The sequence below is a fragment of the Pseudomonas sp. m6p genome (assembly GCF_055760375.1).
The window spans coordinates 3484289-3499579 of the sequence record NZ_CM147084.1 but is presented as its reverse complement, the minus strand read 5'-3'; the positions used below and the strand labels follow the sequence as shown (position 1 = coordinate 3499579).

Sequence of the window (15291 nt, the reverse complement as noted above, 5' to 3'; positions counted from 1 at the left end):
AGTTTCAATGACCGCCAATGCAACTGAAACCGCGGCTGGTTTGGCATCACCGATCAGCCATGCTGCTGTGTCCCGCAAAAATCTGTTGGAGCCGGCGATTCTGCCGATCAAACGGCAACAACGCTCGATCGGAACGCTGGGGTTTACCTGGATATGGATCGGCATCGCATTCATGATCGCGACCTTTCAGTTAGGCGCCACTGGAGTTTCCGGCCTCTCGCTGATCCAGGTGGTGCTGGTCATTCTGCTGGCCAACTTCATGCTGGCCTTGCTCATGACGCTGACGGCAGATATCGGCACCGAGCATGGCCTGTCCTTTGCGGTTTACCTGCGCGCACCCTTCGGCATCTATGGCACGCATATCCCTTCGCTGTTTAGAGGGGTGATTGCGGCGATCTGGTTCGGGATCCAGACCTATCTCGGCGCGCTGGCCTTGAGCGGCATCATCGAATACCTGACGGGGTTCGACAATTGGCCTCTCTGGTATGTGATCTTTGCCACGGTGCAGATCATCAACACGGCGATGGGTATCAAGGCAGTGGAGTTTCTTTCCTCGATTGCGGCGCCTGCGATCATCGCCATCTCGGTATGGATGTACCTGACCCTTGATGTACTCGCGTCCACCAAGGGTTTGAATATCTGGACCTTTGTCGGTGACAGGCAACTGACATTGACCACGCTGTTTCTGGCTAACGTGGCGTTCTGGTCAACCCTGGCCATCGATATTCCGAACATCACGCGCTATCTCAAGACACCCCTGGATTCCCGGCGTTTTTTCAAGCGCAATAAACATGTGCTGCTCGCCCAGTTGCTCGCGTTGCCATTGACCCAGACCTGGATTGCCCTGATCGGCGCGGTATCGTTCATCGCGGCTGGCGACTGGAACCCGATCAATGTTATCCAGGCGCAAAGCACGGGTATCAGTCTGATCGTACTGATGCTGCTGGTCGTTTTGGCACAGTGGTCAACCAACACGGCGGCCAATCTGATTCCGGCGGCACTGACCTTCGTCAACGCGGGCGCGCCGTATGTAAAATACCCCGTGGCCGTGGTGATCGCCGGCATCATTGGCACGCTGTCCATGCCTTGGGCCATCCTAGATAATCTGTTTGCCTTCCTGTTTTCCTATGGATCATTTCTGTCGGCGATCGGTGGCATCATGATCGCTGACTACTATTTGCTGAGACGCAGGCGCCTGAACGTTCCTGCACTCTATGAAGTGCAGGGGCAGTTTTTCTACTGGCGCGGCTTCAATCCGGCAGGGTTGCTGGCATGGAGCATTTCCAGCGCATTGGCGTTTTTTTCCGGGGATTGGGCGTTTGTGACTGGCTTTATCGGCGGCTTGGTGACTTACGCCGTGTTAATGAAGTACTGGGTGGTCAAGCGCTATCCGCAACTCGAATTGCTCAGCCCCGACAGTGATGAACTGCTGGCGACCAGCGTCGGAATGAACTGGAACTATGATCGGCACACCGACAGCTTTCACCGCACGGCGGTCAACAACCCCGACTGAGACCGGCGTGCCGGCATCGCAAAGTCCAGCCGCCTAGGCGGTCAAGTCTCGCAGTAATGCCTTGAACCGTCGTGCCGTCGGGGTTTCGTAATCCTCGTTCCAGGCTGCGATGGTTTGCACCCGCGGGTGGTCATTCGCCAACGGGACGATGATCACGCCTTCGCGCTGGATCTTGTAGGCGCATTCCGAGTAAATGGACACTCCCATGTTGGCGGCGACCAGGCCAAAGATGCCGATGCTGGTGGTCGCTTCCTGGATGATGTTCGGCGTAAATCCAAAGCGCTGGCACAGTTGGAATGACTGTTCGCGGAACAGGCTCCAGCCGCTTTGCGCACCGAAAATAAAACGCTCGTCCTTGAGTTGTTCGACCCGCAGGCTGGCGTGTCCGGCCAACGGGTGCCGTGCAGGAAGAATGACCACCATTCTTTCTTCGGCCACGGGCAGCGAGTCAATCCCTGCCACGGACACCGGGCCCAACAGGAAACCGACGTCGATCAGTAAGTCATTTATGGCTTTGTACTGCTCGTGGGACGGCATGTAGAGCAACTCTACGGTGACGTCCGGATGCAGCTCCTTGAAGCGCTCAAGAATGCCGGGTAAAGCGCCATTGATTGCAAAATCGTTGTAGGCGACTGTCAGATGGCCAATGTCACCGGCCGCTGCGCTGCGTGCTAAATCGACACCACGCTCGATATGCCGGAACGCCTGATTGCATTCCTGCAGGAACAGACGACCCGCTTCTGTCAGCGCTACCTGCCGGGTGGTGCGTTTGAACAACTCCGCGCCCAACTCTTCTTCCAGCCCTTTGATCAGGCGGCTCAACGCCGGTTGAGTGATGAACAACACGTCCGCCGCACGTTTGAAATGCAGGTGTTCCGCGACCGCTACGAAGGCTTTCATCTGCTTAAGATCGAAACGGACATTAATGCTCATATTGGTATCAATAATGCCAGATAATGAATTGGATGTAATTTATACCGCAGATTATCGTGAGTCCCAGGTCAAGGCAAACCTTAGATGCCGACCTTTTCCCAGAGCAGCGGAGAGACTTACTATGTCGCAAGAACTGATGGCCATGCTTGAGCGCGCTTTTGAAGAATCCACCAAGCTGTACAAGGAGAGAGGCTTTCAGCGCCGTATCGGTTTTGGCAAACGCCCGGCACTGATCAACGTCGATCTGGCAAACGCATGGACCCGTCCGGGTAACCCGTTCACCTGTGACAAAATCGACGACGAAATCATCCCTGGCGTGCAGCGCCTGATGAAAGCGTTCCGCGCCAACAAGTTTCCAATCGTGCATGTGACCACCTGCTACCAGAATACCGATCGCAATGACCCCAACACCGACATGGGCCAATGGCACAACAAGATCCCGGTGGATGTGGTTAATCAGAGTGATGAGAATCTCTGGGCCATCGACTCGCGCATCGCGCCGATCGATGGCGAATTCGTCCTGCTGAAAAAGCGCGCCAGCTCTTTCAGCGGTACCTCGCTGGCTGGCTATCTGCGTTCGGCCGGTGTCGACACTATCCTGGTCACCGGTGTGACCGCTTCGGCTTGTGTTCGGACAACATTGTGCGACGGCCTGGCGGAAGGGTTCCGCACCATCGCGGTAAAAGAATGCATTGGTGACCGTGTACCGGGTGCCGTGGCCTGGAACCTGTTTGACATCGACGCCAAGTTTGCCGATGTGGAAACGGTAGACACGTGCCTCGACTACCTTGCCACCGCTGGCCAGAAATAAGTCTGGACTTTATCGTCTTACGCAGTCGGATTCGGCCTTTCATAGCCAGCACTAGGGGGAGCTTTCTTACCTTTATCCAATGTCAGGCATCTATAAAAACCCCGGCAGGGCCAACCTCCGGGGTTTTGTTTTTCAGTCCATTACACAGCCAGTTCTTGGTGTTGAGCTTCGCGTTTTAGGCGTGGCAGGTCAGCCAGGATCGCCTCGCGCAGGCGCGTGCCAACTGCGCGATGGCCGCCGCACGCGACTGCTGATGTCCGGTGAGCACGTCTACGACCCGCTTCACGTGTTCGCGGTCTTGGCCTTGCGGCATCGAGCGACGAACACTGGTGCGCTGCAGTCCCAGCGCCTTACTCGGGCTCGGCGCTTTCACATACTGATCACCGCGAAGCGCGGCCATGGTCCGATTTACACTGGACAACCGGTTTTGCGCAGTCGCGATGGCCAGCTCACCTCGTTCAACTTGTTGGCGCAGATGTCCGGCGTAGTCCAGCAAGGTCTGCCAATTAATCTTCCGCGCATCGTTAAATCCTGGTCCATCCTCCGACCGACACCACTGAACAAACGCCTGCCAGCGATCACTGTGCGCTATGACCGTCCCGTAATGCCCTCCGCCAAACAGATCTTTCAGCGCTTGCGGCCCGGCATAGCTCAATTGCCGGCCATAGCCAAAATTGCGCCCATCCCGTCTACCGACCAATGCCATGATCGAACTCCTCTCGAAGCCAAAACTTTTAAAACCTTCCTCACGTCATCCCGCCAAGAATGCTGAGTGTTATCAGGGATCAAGGCCCCTGCGACCTGTGAGGGGTGTCCACTAACGCGGGACTGACGACTCCTTACGACCGGGAGCTTGGGCATCTCATGATCTGGCCTCCTGAACACTTCCGAAGAAGTGGGCGGGTGGAGGCCGCATTGGCTGACGAGACCAATGCCGCGAGATCCTGAGTCGGGTGAAGGCAGTGAAGCGATGACCGGGGCATGCCTGACTGTCAGTCAGGTGCAGTCCATTCCGTGGGCTGCGGCACCATCATCTGCATCGCTGTTGCTGGTGACTTCGGTTTGTCACGCCGATTGTCACGAGGGGGAATGCCGCAAAGCCTTGTACGAGGTGGGCTGCAGCAGCGGTAAGAGCGCCCGTCTCTTTCCGGGGAAAGAGACGGGCGCAGGTTGGCGCAGTGAAATGGCCAAGCGTATAGGTTGCTGCAAGACAGCTGGGTAGGGTGGGTTTTTCCGCAGGTAGGCAAAGCGAAGAAGTAGGCATCCATCACATGGGTAGTGACCGTGCGAGCTGCCGGACGCTAATCGCACTTGGGGGAGAACCACCACGGTGTGGCGTAGCCTTAAAGGTTCTGGCTACCTGGGTTGCTGTCAACGACAGCGCTTGCACGATCTTTTCTACGCCTGCGGATAGGTAGGGTCAAGGCTCGAATTTTCGAGAGCTCTGCGGCTGCGGATGAAATTATCCACCTCTGGAAGTCCGTGGTTTTCTGCAGACGGTTGCGTGGGCTTTCAGATTTTTTAAGTGAGGTCCCTCCAAGCAGGGCGGCGTTGCAGCCCTGCTTGGAGGGACCCGCGTGGACAAGCGGATCACCGAGATATGAAGACCGAGCGCTTACTCAGTTGCGCCATGTTTTGCTTTTAGTCGAGTGACGTTCGCACCCGTCTGATTGGCGAATTCGCGTGGGCTGACATGCTCCTGCTGATTAGCCTCAAGGTACCGACTCCACCAGTTCATGATCAGCCTGCGCTCCTCGATGAACTCGGCCTTGTGGATGTAGGCCGCTCGGACGTTGTTGCGTTCCTTGTGGCTCATCTGCCGCTCGATGGCTGCATCCGTCCACAAGCCCGACTCAATCAGTGCGCTGCAGGCCATCGAACGAAAGCCATGCCCGCAGATCTCTGTTTTGGTGTCGTACCCCATCTTCCGAAGCGCGCTGTTCACAGTGTTTTCGGACATCGGTTTCCAAGAATTGGTGTCGCCTGCGAAGACCAAGTCAAATTTGCCTGTGAGGACATGGATCTGTTCGAGCAGGGCTGCGGCTTGCGGCGATAAGGGTACAAGATGGATATCACCTGCCATCTTCGTACCCCTTGTGGAAAAGGGTACGCCTTCCAGCGCTGGCCGCGTGTCGGGTATTTCCCAGGCGCCACGCTTGAGGTCGAACTCGCTCCAGCGGGCGAAGCGCAGTTCGCTGGAGCGTACAAACACATGCAGAGATAGCATGACCGTCAGCCGGGTAAGTGCGCGGCCGTTATAGGTGTCGATCCGTTCTTGCAATTCAGGCAAGCGCGATAAGGGTAAAGCGGGGCGGTGGACGACCCGCGGGGCTTTGATCGAGCCTTCGAGGTCGTAAGCAGGGTTTACGGTGATAAGCCGGAGGCGCTTTGCCTTGCGCATGATGCTCTGCAGGTAGTTTTGTACCCTTAAAGCAACGTCTATCGTTCCTCGCTTCTTGATCGCTTCCAAGGGCTGCATAAGGTCGTGGGTGTCTAGGTCGACAATGGCGCGGGCACCGATCAGCGGGAAGAGGTGGGTTTTGAGGCGACTCATCACTGTCTTGGAATAGTCTGGTGCCCACTTGGCTGACATTTCCGTGTGCCAGTCCAGCGCAACGCTTTCAAAGGTGCGGCCTTTGATCAGGGCTTCCGTCTTGGCTTGGTTCTTGGCTCCTATGGGATCAATGCCATCCGCCAGCATTCGCTTGACCTCCAAGCGCTTGCGGCGCACATCGGCAAGGCCAACGACAGGGTAGTTACCGAATGAGGTCAGTCCTTCGCGTCCATCAGGTTTGACGTATCTGAGCCGCCAGCCTTTGCGGCCATTGGGTTGGACTAGAAGGTAAAGGCCGTCGCCGTCGAAAAGCTTGTAGGCGCGGTCTGTGGGCTTGGCCGAACGGCAAGCGGAATCGGAGAGTGGAGCAGTGGTGCGCGACATAAGGGTACTCCCTTTTATCGAATTGACCTTTACCCCAAACTCTACCCTTAAAACAGTTGGAATCCACCAGAATTCACCCGAGTCCGACGGAACGCCAAAACGAAAAAACCCGCCATAAGGCGGGTTTTTCGGGGGTTTCAGAGATTTTAGAAGCCTTCTCTGGAACCTTGTATGGCTCCACGACCTGGACTCGAACCAGGGACCCAATGATTAACAGTCATTTGCTCTACCAACTGAGCTATTGCGGAATTGGTGCGTATGTTACTGATTTAAAAAGACTAGTCAAGCTTTGCCGATTCTTTTTTTGCCGAACGGCTGTCAGCCGCCGAATGTAAGGGTGCCCATCAGCAGCTTTGCGTACAACGCCGTGGCCGCCAGTTGCACCAGCCACAGCGCCAGGCCGCCAAGGAATACCCCGGCCGCCACTTGCAGCACTAGGTTTTTGTCGCGTTTGGCCGGGGCGCGGGGGATGAAGTCATCCAGGTCGTCTCGGTCGGCGCGCAGGTTGTCGTTTTTCATGTGGGTTATTCCTGGATATATACGAAACCTGTGGGAGCGAGCCTGCTCGCGAAAGCATCGGATCAGTCGCCATGATCTTTGGCTGATACACCGATTTCGCGAGCAGGCTCGCTCCCACAGCTCAGATTTGTATGCAGTTTAGAGGGAATGTTGCATTCCTTCGGACAAATAAAAAACGGGAAGCCCCAAGGCTTCCCGTTTTTCATTGCCAGGCGAATCAGATGACCTGAACGATCGCATCCGTGACCGCTTTGATGTTGCTCTGGTTCAGTGCCGCGACGCAGATGCGGCCGGTGTCCAGGGCGTAGATGCCGAACTCGTTACGCAGGCGATGCACCTGTTCGGTGGTCAGGCCGGAGTAGGAGAACATGCCGCGCTGACGGCCGACGAAGCTGAAGTCACGCTGCGGGGCTTTCTCGGCCAGCAGGGCGACCATCTGCTCGCGCATGCCGCGAATGCGCAGGCGCATTTCTGCCAGTTCGGCTTCCCACTGGGCGCGCAGTTCCGGGCTGTTCAACACGGCGGCGACAACGCTGGCACCGTGAGTCGGCGGGTTGGAGTAGTTGGTGCGGATCACGCGCTTGACCTGCGACAGCACGCGCGCGCTTTCTTCTTTCGATTCGCTGACGATCGACAGGGCGCCCACGCGCTCGCCGTACAGCGAGAACGACTTGGAGAACGAGCTCGAAACGAAGAAAGTCAGGCCCGATTCAGCGAACAGACGCACCGCTGCGGCGTCCTCGTCGATGCCGTCGCCGAAACCCTGGTAAGCCATGTCGAGGAACGGCACGTGACCTTTGGCCTTGACCACGTCCAGCACATTCTTCCAGTCGGCCGGGGTCAGGTCGACGCCGGTCGGGTTGTGGCAGCAGGCGTGCAGCACAACGATCGAGCCGTTCGGCAGGGCATTGAGGTCGTCGAGCATGCCGGCACGGTTCACGTCGTGGGTGGCGGCGTCGTAGTAACGGTAGTTCTGCACCGGGAAGCCAGCGGTTTCGAACAGCGCACGGTGGTTTTCCCAGCTCGGGTCGCTGATGGCCACGACGGCGTTCGGCAGCAGTTGCTTGAGGAAGTCGGCACCGATTTTCAGCGCGCCGGTACCGCCGACAGCCTGAGTGGTGACAATGCGACCGGCAGCGATCAGCGGCGAATCGTTACCGAACAGCAGCTTTTGCACCGCCTGGTCGTAGGCGGCGATGCCGTCGATCGGCAGGTAGCCACGAGAGGCGTGCTGAGCAGCGCGAATGGTTTCGGCTTCGATCACCGCGCGCAGCAGGGGAATTCGCCCCTCTTCGTTGCAGTAAACACCTACACCCAGGTTGACCTTGGTGGTCCGGGTATCGGCGTTGAATGCTTCGTTGAGGCCCAGGATTGGATCGCGGGGTGCCATTTCGACAGCGGAGAACAGGCTCATTATTACGGCGGCTCTGAATGGAGAGTGGAGGGACGTGTCGCGCTCCAGCCGAATGCACTAGAGCGGTGCACAAACGGGGAGCTAGTATAGAGGCCATTACTGAGCAATGGCGACAGGCGATTCAGCTTTTCCGGCAAGTTTTTCCGATTATTTCTTGACCGTTAGTCGATTGGCTCTGTCAGAGACTTTACCGGATGTAGGACGTTTGCCTTGAAAGGCGAGGCAATCGGCTCCACATTGAGCACAATCTTCGTTTTTCCTTGGGCGACAACGGTCGTTTGCGGTCATCCCCGCGGCTCGGCTGTTTTCTGCGCGAGCCGCGATCCCAGAGGTGTGTATGTCCGAATTCCAGCTAGTCACCCGCTTCGAGCCTGCCGGCGATCAGCCAGAAGCGATTCGCCAATTGGTCGAGGGCATCGAAGCCGGGCTGGCGCACCAGACGCTGCTCGGTGTGACCGGCTCGGGCAAGACCTTCAGCATCGCCAATGTCATCTCGCAGGTACAGCGCCCGACGCTGGTGCTGGCACCGAACAAAACCCTCGCCGCGCAACTGTATGGCGAGTTCAAGGCGTTCTTCCCGAACAACGCCGTCGAATACTTCGTTTCCTACTACGACTACTACCAGCCCGAAGCCTATGTGCCGTCGTCCGACACCTTCATCGAGAAGGACGCGTCGATCAACGACCACATCGAGCAGATGCGTCTGTCCGCGACCAAGGCGTTGCTCGAGCGCAAGGACGCGATCATCGTCACCACGGTCTCGTGCATCTACGGTCTCGGTAGTCCGGAAACCTATCTGAAGATGGTGCTGCACGTCGATCGCGGCGACAAACTGGATCAGCGCGCGTTGCTGCGACGTCTGGCCGACCTGCAATACACCCGCAACGACATGGATTTTGCCCGCGCGACATTCCGCGTGCGTGGCGACGTGATCGACATTTACCCGGCTGAATCCGATCTGGAAGCGATCCGCATCGAGCTGTTCGATGACGAGGTCGAGAGCATCTCCGCGTTCGACCCGCTGACCGGCGAAGTCATCCGCAAGATGCCGCGCTTCACCTTCTATCCGAAGAGTCACTACGTGACGCCGCGCGAAACCCTGCTCGACGCCATCGAGGGGATCAAGGTCGAGCTGCAGGAACGTCTCGAATACCTGCGCAGCAGTAACAAACTGGTGGAAGCCCAGCGCCTGGAGCAGCGCACCCGATTCGACCTGGAAATGATCCTCGAACTGGGTTACTGCAACGGCATCGAAAACTACTCGCGCTACCTGTCCGGGCGTCCTGCCGGTGCCGCGCCGCCAACGCTCTATGACTACCTGCCGGCCGACGCCTTGCTGGTGATCGACGAATCCCACGTCAGCGTGCCGCAAGTCGGCGCGATGTATAAGGGCGACCGTTCGCGTAAAGAAACCCTGGTGGAATATGGCTTCCGCTTGCCGTCGGCGCTGGACAACCGGCCAATGCGTTTTGACGAGTGGGAAGGGGTCAGCCCGCAGACGATTTTTGTCTCGGCAACGCCGGGCAACTACGAGGCCGAGCATGCCGGGCGCGTGGTCGAGCAAGTGGTGCGTCCGACCGGTCTGGTCGACCCGCAGGTTGAAGTGCGCCCGGCGCTGACCCAGGTTGACGACTTGCTCTCGGAAATCACCAAGCGCGTGGCGGTCGAGGAGCGGGTGCTGGTCACCACGCTGACCAAACGCATGGCCGAAGACCTCACTGATTATCTCGCCGACCACGGCGTGCGCGTGCGTTATCTGCACTCGGACATCGACACCGTCGAGCGGGTCGAGATCATCCGCGATCTGCGCTTGGGCACCTTCGATGTGCTGGTGGGGATCAACCTGCTGCGTGAAGGTCTGGACATGCCGGAAGTGTCGCTGGTAGCGATTCTTGACGCCGACAAGGAAGGCTTCCTGCGTTCCGAGCGCTCGCTGATCCAGACCATCGGCCGGGCTGCGCGCAACCTCAATGGCCGGGCGATTCTCTACGCCGACCGCATCACCGGCTCGATGGAGCGGGCGATTGGCGAGACCGAGCGTCGTCGCGACAAGCAGATTGCCTTCAACCTCGCCAACGGCATCACGCCCAAAGGGGTGTTCAAGGACGTCGCCGACATCATGGAAGGCGCCACCGTGCCCGGCTCGCGCAGCAAGAAGCGCAAGGGTATGGCCAAGGCTGCCGAAGAAAACGCCAAGTACGAAGCCGAACTGCGCTCGCCGAGCGAAATCACCAAACGCATTCGCGCGCTGGAAGAGAAGATGTATCAGCTGGCGCGGGATCTGGAATTTGAGGCGGCGGCGCAGATGCGCGATGAGATTGCCAAACTGCGTGAGCGGCTTTTGGCGGTTTGAAGCCTGATGCTAAACCTGTAGGAGCTGCCGGAGGCTGCGATCTTTTTATCTTGTTTTTTACAATCAAAAGCAAAAGATCGCAGCCTTCGGCAGCTCCTACAGGGTTGTGTTCAGTTTAATGCGCTTCCCCAGCCTTCAGCCCCTCTGGCAATTTTTTGGTCAACAAAATCGCCAACATGCTGACTCCCAGCGCAATCCCGACAAAGTGAAACGCATCGTTGTAAGCCATGATCAGCGCCTGCTGATGCACGATCTCGCTCAACTTGCCCAACGCCGCCGTGTCACTGCCAAAACGGTCGGTCATCGACGCCAGCCGCTCGGCCACTTGCGGATTGGTCGGCACCACCGCTTCACGCAAATAATCGAAGTAGGTTTTGGTGCGTGCATCCAATAGCGTGGCGAGCAGGGCGATGCCGATCGCGCCGCCGAGGTTGCGCAGGATGTTGAACAGGCTCGATGCCGACCCCGCGTCCTGCGGCAGGATGTACGCCGTAGCGATCAGCGAAATGGTGACCATGATCAGCGGTTGACCCAGCGCGCGGATGATCTGGATCTGATTGAACTGCGGCCCGGCGAAATCCGGGTTGAGCACCCCCGACGAAAAACTCGCCAGCCCGAACAGTCCGAAGCCCAGGGTGCACAGCCACTTCGGTGAAACGAACTTCATCAGTTTCGGCACCAGCGGAATCAGGAACAGCTGCGGCACGCCCATCCACATGATCACTTCGCCGATTTGCAGGGCGTTGTAGTTCTGGATCTGCGCCAGGTACAGCGGCAGCAGATAAATCGAGCCATACAAGCCGACACCCATGCCCAGGCTGGAAATGCTCGATAGGCCGAAGTTGCGATTGCGCAGGATGCCGAGGTTGATCAGCGGGCTGGGTTTGGAGATCTGCACGATGACGAAGGTGATCAGGCTGAGGAGGGCGATGCTGCCGAGGGTCACGATCAGGTTCGATTCCAGCCAGTCCTTGCGGTGGCCTTCTTCGAGAAAGACTTGCAGGCAGCCGAGGCCGACACCCAGCGTGAGAATCCCGGTGTAGTCGGTGCTTTTCAGCAGCTCCCAGTGCGCTTCTTTCTTCTCCAGCCCGTACATCAGTCCGGCGATCATGATCAGCCCCGGCGGGATGTTGATGTAGAAGATGTATTCCCAGCCCCAGTTTTCCGTGAGCCAGCCGCCGAGGGTCGGTCCGATGGACGGGGCGAAGGTCGCGGTCATGGCGAACATCGCCATGCCTTTGGCGCGATGGTGTTCGGGGAGTTTGATCAGGGTCAGGGTGAATGCCAGCGGGATCAGTGCACCACCGGTGAAGCCCTGCATGGCGCGAAAGACGATCATGCTTTCAAGGCTCCAGGCCATCGAGCACAGCAACGATGACACCAGAAACCCCAGCGACACCCACACCGCCAGCCGTCGTGCCGAGAGCAACTGCACCAGCCACGCGGTCAGCGGAATCATGATGATTTCCGCCACCAGATAGGAGGTGGAAATCCACGAGCCTTCTTCCAGTGTCGCCGACAGCGCGCCCTGAATGTCCTTGAGCGAGGAGTTGGTGATCTGAATGTCGAGCACTGCCATGAAGGCGCCAAGCATCACGCTCATCACCGCGATCCAGTCCCGCCGGGTCGGTTCGCCGACCGGGCGGATCAGTTGATCACCGGCCATTGTCTGGGGCGTCTTTGATGTTCACGGTGGCGGTGACCGACATGCCCGGACGGATCTTGCCATGCAACGGATTGTCAGCCTTGAACGTCAATTTCACCGGAATCCGCTGCACGACTTTGGTGAAGTTGCCGGTGGCGTTATCCGGCGGCAACAGGCTGAACTGTGCACCCGAGGCGGCGAACAGACTGTCGACACGCGCCTCGATCGGCGTGTCGCTGTAGGCGTCGAAAGTCAGTTCGGCTTTTTGGCCGGGGACCATGTGGCCGATCTGCGTTTCCTTGAAGTTGGCCTGCACCCAGATGTCTTCGTCCGGGACGATCGACAGCAGGTACGCGCCGGCCTGCACCACTTGGCCGTTGCGCGCGGCACGCTGGCCGACCATGCCGCTGATCGGCGCGTGAATGTCGCTGCGAGTCAGGTTGAGTTCGGCTTGCGCCAGATCGGCGCGGGCGTTGGCGATCTGCGCGTCGAGGCGTTTGATCTCGGCGGTCAGTGCGTTGACCTGCTGGCGCTGGCTCTGCGCATCGGCCTGAGCCTTGGCCACTTGCGAGCGGGCAATGTGATTGTCGGCGGAGAGGGTGGTGACCCGTTCCTCGGACACAAAACCAGGCTTGCGCAAGGCTTCAGCGCGAGACAGATCTATCTGCGAGCGACCCAGCGATGCCTGGGAGGCGGCCACTTGCGCGTCGCTGGCGGCGATCAGGCTCGATTGCTGAGTCAGTTTGCTTTGCGCCTGCAAGCGCTCGGCTTCGCGGGTGGCGAGGGCGGCATTGGCGCGATCGACCGCCAGGCGGAAATCATTGGGTTCGAGGCGCACCAGCAACTGGCCTTTTTCCACGTGCTGGTTGTCCTGCACCAGCACTTCGTCGATGCGCGCGCTCAACTGGCTGGAGACGCGGGTGATCTCGCCCTGGACATAGGCATTGTCGGTGCTTTCATAAAAGCGTCCCTTGAAAAACCAATGGGCGAAGAAGCCCCCGGCAATCAACAGAACCAGCAGCAGGAAAACGAACAGGCGACGCTTGAGTTGGGCAGGCATGGGCAAACTGTAGTCGAGGAATTGTAAGGAAAGTTATCAGGGGGTGAATCTGGCACGAAGCCGATAAACGGTAAATGCCGTCGACCGATATTCGGCCATTCGCCACGCTCTATGGGCGTTCCAGCCGCAAACTTGGCTTAAATGCCCTGCCCGCTGGAGCGGGGCGGGTGTCGCCTGTTACCATTCGCCGCTTGATTGTTTTGCTTTTCATTCTTTTCGAGACATGCCATGACCACCGTCCGCACTCGCATCGCGCCATCGCCTACCGGGGACCCCCACGTAGGTACCGCTTACATCGCATTGTTCAACTACTGCTTTGCCAAGCAGCATGGCGGTGAGTTCATCCTGCGCATCGAAGACACCGACCAGTTGCGCTCGACCCGCGAGTCCGAGCAGCAGATCTTCGACGCCCTGCGCTGGCTGGGGATCGACTGGAGCGAAGGCCCGGACGTCGGCGGCCCGCACGGCCCGTACCGGCAGAGCGAGCGTGGCGATATCTATCAGAAGTATTGCCAGCAACTGGTGGACATGGGCCATGCATTCCCATGCTTCTGCACCGCTGAAGAACTGGACCAGATGCGCGCCGAGCAAATGGCGCGCGGCGAAACCCCGCGTTACGACGGCCGCGCGCTGCTGCTGTCCAAGGAAGAGGTCGCGGCGCGTCTGGCCGCTGGCGAGCCGCACGTGATCCGCATGAAAGTGCCGACCGAAGGCGTTTGCGTAGTGCCGGACATGCTGCGTGGCGATGTCGAGATCCCGTGGGATCGCATGGACATGCAAGTGCTGATGAAGACCGACGGCCTGCCGACGTACTTCCTCGCCAACGTGGTCGACGACCACCTGATGGGCATCACTCATGTGCTGCGCGGCGAAGAATGGCTGCCATCGGCACCGAAACTGATTCTGCTGTACGAATACTTCGGCTGGGAGCAACCGGAGCTGTGCTACATGCCGCTGCTGCGTAACCCGGACAAGAGCAAACTGTCCAAGCGCAAGAACCCGACCTCGGTGACGTTCTATGAGCGCATGGGCTTCATGCCCGAAGCGATGCTCAACTACCTCGGTCGCATGGGCTGGTCGATGCCCGACGAGCGCGAGAAGTTCTCGCTGCAGGAAATGGTCGACAACTTCGACCTCAAGCGTGTGTCCCTCGGCGGGCCGATCTTCGACATTGAGAAGCTGTCGTGGCTCAACGGCCAGTGGCTGCGTGACCTGCCGGTGGAAGAATTCGCCGCGCGCGTGCAGAAGTGGGCGTTCAATTCCGAGTACATGATGAAGATCGCGCCGCTGGTTCAGGGCCGCGTGGAAACCTTCAGCCAGGTTGCACCGCTGGCCGGGTTCTTCTTTGCCGGTGGCGTGAACCCGGATGCCAAGCTGTTCGAATCGAAAAAGCTTTCCGGTGATCAGGTGCGTCAGTTGATGCAGTTGATCCTGTGGAAGCTGGAAAGCCTGCGTCAGTGGGAGAAGGACAGCATCACCGCAACGATTCAGGCGGTGGTCGAATCCCTTGAGCTGAAGCTGCGTGACGCAATGCCGCTGATGTTTGCCGCGATCACCGGGCAGGCAAGCTCGGTATCGGTACTCGATGCGATGGAAATCCTCGGCCCGGACCTGACCCGTTTCCGTCTGCGCCAGGCTATCGACCTGCTGGGTGGCGTGTCGAAGAAAGAAAACAAAGAGTGGGAAAAGCTGCTGGGCGCTATCGCCTAAGCGCTTGCGGCTTGTGTAGGAGCTGCCGAAGGCTGCGATCTTTTGCTCTTGCTTCTAAAGACCAACGGCAAAAGACCGCAGTCTGCGCCAGCTCCTGAAGGTCGGCGGTGTGCGTAAACCTCCCGGATTTTCGGGGGGAGGGTGGTAAGTGATTGTTATGCCGACAAAAAACTTTGAAATTTTTCAAAAATAAGTTTGACAGGCTTTCGATACGCCCTTAAGATTCGCCCCGTCCTCAGCGATGACATCAACGATGAGGGGCTATAGCTCAGCTGGGAGAGCGCTTGCATGGCATGCAAGAGGTCGACGGTTCGATCCCGTCTAGCTCCACCAATTTACACTTCGAAGCCTGGCCACACCGGCTCCGAAGCGATCAACACTCAGCGTTGATCAGT

At 58.5% G+C, this 15291-nt stretch carries 10 protein-coding genes, 2 tRNA genes and 1 pseudogene; 5 read left to right on the top strand and 8 right to left on the bottom strand.

The annotated features are described in order from the left end of the window. Positions 1 to 7: 7 nt before the first annotated feature. Positions 8 to 1513, top strand: coding sequence for an NCS1 family transporter (locus ACYZUM_RS15835; RefSeq protein WP_032903727.1), 1506 nt, complete (start codon positions 8 to 10; stop codon positions 1511 to 1513). Positions 1514 to 1546: 33 nt separating this feature from the next. Here the strand turns inward: ACYZUM_RS15835 and ACYZUM_RS15830 are convergent, their stop codons facing one another. After that, entirely contained in the window at positions 1547 to 2446 is a 900-nt protein-coding gene (locus ACYZUM_RS15830; RefSeq protein WP_032903728.1) for a LysR family transcriptional regulator, read from the bottom strand. Between the two features lie 142 nt (positions 2447 to 2588). Between ACYZUM_RS15830 and ACYZUM_RS15825 the strand changes: the two genes are divergently transcribed. Further along, the gene (locus tag ACYZUM_RS15825; protein ID WP_473060847.1) at positions 2589 to 3257 is read left to right on the top strand and encodes an isochorismatase family protein; all 669 of its coding nucleotides are present in this window, start codon (positions 2589 to 2591) and stop codon (positions 3255 to 3257) included. A 161-nt stretch (positions 3258 to 3418) separates the two neighbouring features. On the opposite strand, the pseudogene ACYZUM_RS15820 reads toward ACYZUM_RS15825, so the two are convergent. The 5 genes and pseudogenes from ACYZUM_RS15820 to ACYZUM_RS15800 form a co-directional block, all read right to left on the bottom strand. Continuing rightward, positions 3419 to 3963 (bottom strand): annotated as a pseudogene (locus ACYZUM_RS15820) (integrase domain-containing protein); the annotation flags it as partial. A 909-nt stretch (positions 3964 to 4872) separates the two neighbouring features. Then, the gene (locus ACYZUM_RS15815; RefSeq protein ID WP_032903730.1) at positions 4873 to 6195 is read right to left on the bottom strand and encodes a tyrosine-type recombinase/integrase; all 1323 of its coding nucleotides are present in this window, start codon (positions 6193 to 6195) and stop codon (positions 4873 to 4875) included. Positions 6196 to 6367: 172 nt separating this feature from the next. Beyond that, a tRNA-Asn gene (locus ACYZUM_RS15810) sits at positions 6368 to 6443 on the bottom strand. Positions 6444 to 6513: 70 nt separating this feature from the next. Beyond that, positions 6514 to 6714 (bottom strand): hypothetical protein, encoded by a 201-nt coding sequence (locus tag ACYZUM_RS15805; protein WP_108183252.1) that lies wholly within the window; start codon positions 6712 to 6714, stop codon positions 6514 to 6516. Between the two features lie 217 nt (positions 6715 to 6931). Beyond that, positions 6932 to 8128, bottom strand: a complete 1197-nt coding sequence (locus ACYZUM_RS15800) for an amino acid aminotransferase (RefSeq protein ID WP_025111170.1) — start codon at positions 8126 to 8128, stop codon at positions 6932 to 6934. 337 nt (positions 8129 to 8465) lie between these two features. Here ACYZUM_RS15800 and uvrB point away from each other — a divergent pair, with 337 nt between their 5' ends. Then, positions 8466 to 10481: an excinuclease ABC subunit UvrB gene (uvrB, locus tag ACYZUM_RS15795; protein WP_108183251.1), complete on the top strand. Its 2016-nt coding sequence runs from the start codon at positions 8466 to 8468 to the stop codon at positions 10479 to 10481. Positions 10482 to 10596: 115 nt separating this feature from the next. Here the strand turns inward: uvrB and ACYZUM_RS15790 are convergent, their stop codons facing one another. Then, positions 10597 to 12147: an MDR family MFS transporter gene (locus ACYZUM_RS15790; protein WP_108183250.1), complete on the bottom strand. Its 1551-nt coding sequence runs from the start codon at positions 12145 to 12147 to the stop codon at positions 10597 to 10599. Next, positions 12137 to 13186 (bottom strand): HlyD family secretion protein, encoded by a 1050-nt coding sequence (locus ACYZUM_RS15785; protein WP_041066008.1) that lies wholly within the window; start codon positions 13184 to 13186, stop codon positions 12137 to 12139. Before ACYZUM_RS15785 ends, ACYZUM_RS15790 begins: the two co-directional genes overlap by 11 nt. A gap of 228 nt (positions 13187 to 13414) precedes the next feature. Here ACYZUM_RS15785 and gltX point away from each other — a divergent pair, with 228 nt between their 5' ends. Together gltX and ACYZUM_RS15775 are read left to right on the top strand one after the other, a co-directional pair. Then, positions 13415 to 14896, top strand: a complete 1482-nt coding sequence (gltX, locus tag ACYZUM_RS15780; RefSeq protein ID WP_108183249.1) for a glutamate--tRNA ligase — start codon at positions 13415 to 13417, stop codon at positions 14894 to 14896. Between the two features lie 257 nt (positions 14897 to 15153). Further along, positions 15154 to 15229 (top strand) — tRNA-Ala (locus ACYZUM_RS15775). Positions 15230 to 15291 lie beyond the last annotated feature (62 nt).

Excerpts from the sequence above, each read along its gene's own strand:
- ACYZUM_RS15825 (WP_473060847.1), top strand. The coding sequence starts at position 2,589 with ATGCTTGAGCGCGCTTTTGAAGAATCCACCAAGCTGTACAAGGAGAGA.
- ACYZUM_RS15835 (WP_032903727.1), top strand. The coding sequence starts at position 8 with ATGACCGCCAATGCAACTGAAACCGCGGCTGGTTTGGCATCACCGATC.
- ACYZUM_RS15805 (WP_108183252.1), bottom strand. The coding sequence starts at position 6,714 with ATGAAAAACGACAACCTGCGCGCCGACCGAGACGACCTGGATGACTTC.
- gltX (WP_108183249.1), top strand. The coding sequence starts at position 13,415 with ATGACCACCGTCCGCACTCGCATCGCGCCATCGCCTACCGGGGACCCC.
- ACYZUM_RS15830 (WP_032903728.1), bottom strand. The coding sequence starts at position 2,446 with ATGAGCATTAATGTCCGTTTCGATCTTAAGCAGATGAAAGCCTTCGTA.
- ACYZUM_RS15785 (WP_041066008.1), bottom strand. The coding sequence starts at position 13,186 with ATGCCTGCCCAACTCAAGCGTCGCCTGTTCGTTTTCCTGCTGCTGGTT.
- ACYZUM_RS15790 (WP_108183250.1), bottom strand. The coding sequence starts at position 12,147 with ATGGCCGGTGATCAACTGATCCGCCCGGTCGGCGAACCGACCCGGCGG.
- ACYZUM_RS15815 (WP_032903730.1), bottom strand. The coding sequence starts at position 6,195 with ATGTCGCGCACCACTGCTCCACTCTCCGATTCCGCTTGCCGTTCGGCC.
- uvrB (WP_108183251.1), top strand. The coding sequence starts at position 8,466 with ATGTCCGAATTCCAGCTAGTCACCCGCTTCGAGCCTGCCGGCGATCAG.
- ACYZUM_RS15800 (WP_025111170.1), bottom strand. The coding sequence starts at position 8,128 with ATGAGCCTGTTCTCCGCTGTCGAAATGGCACCCCGCGATCCAATCCTG.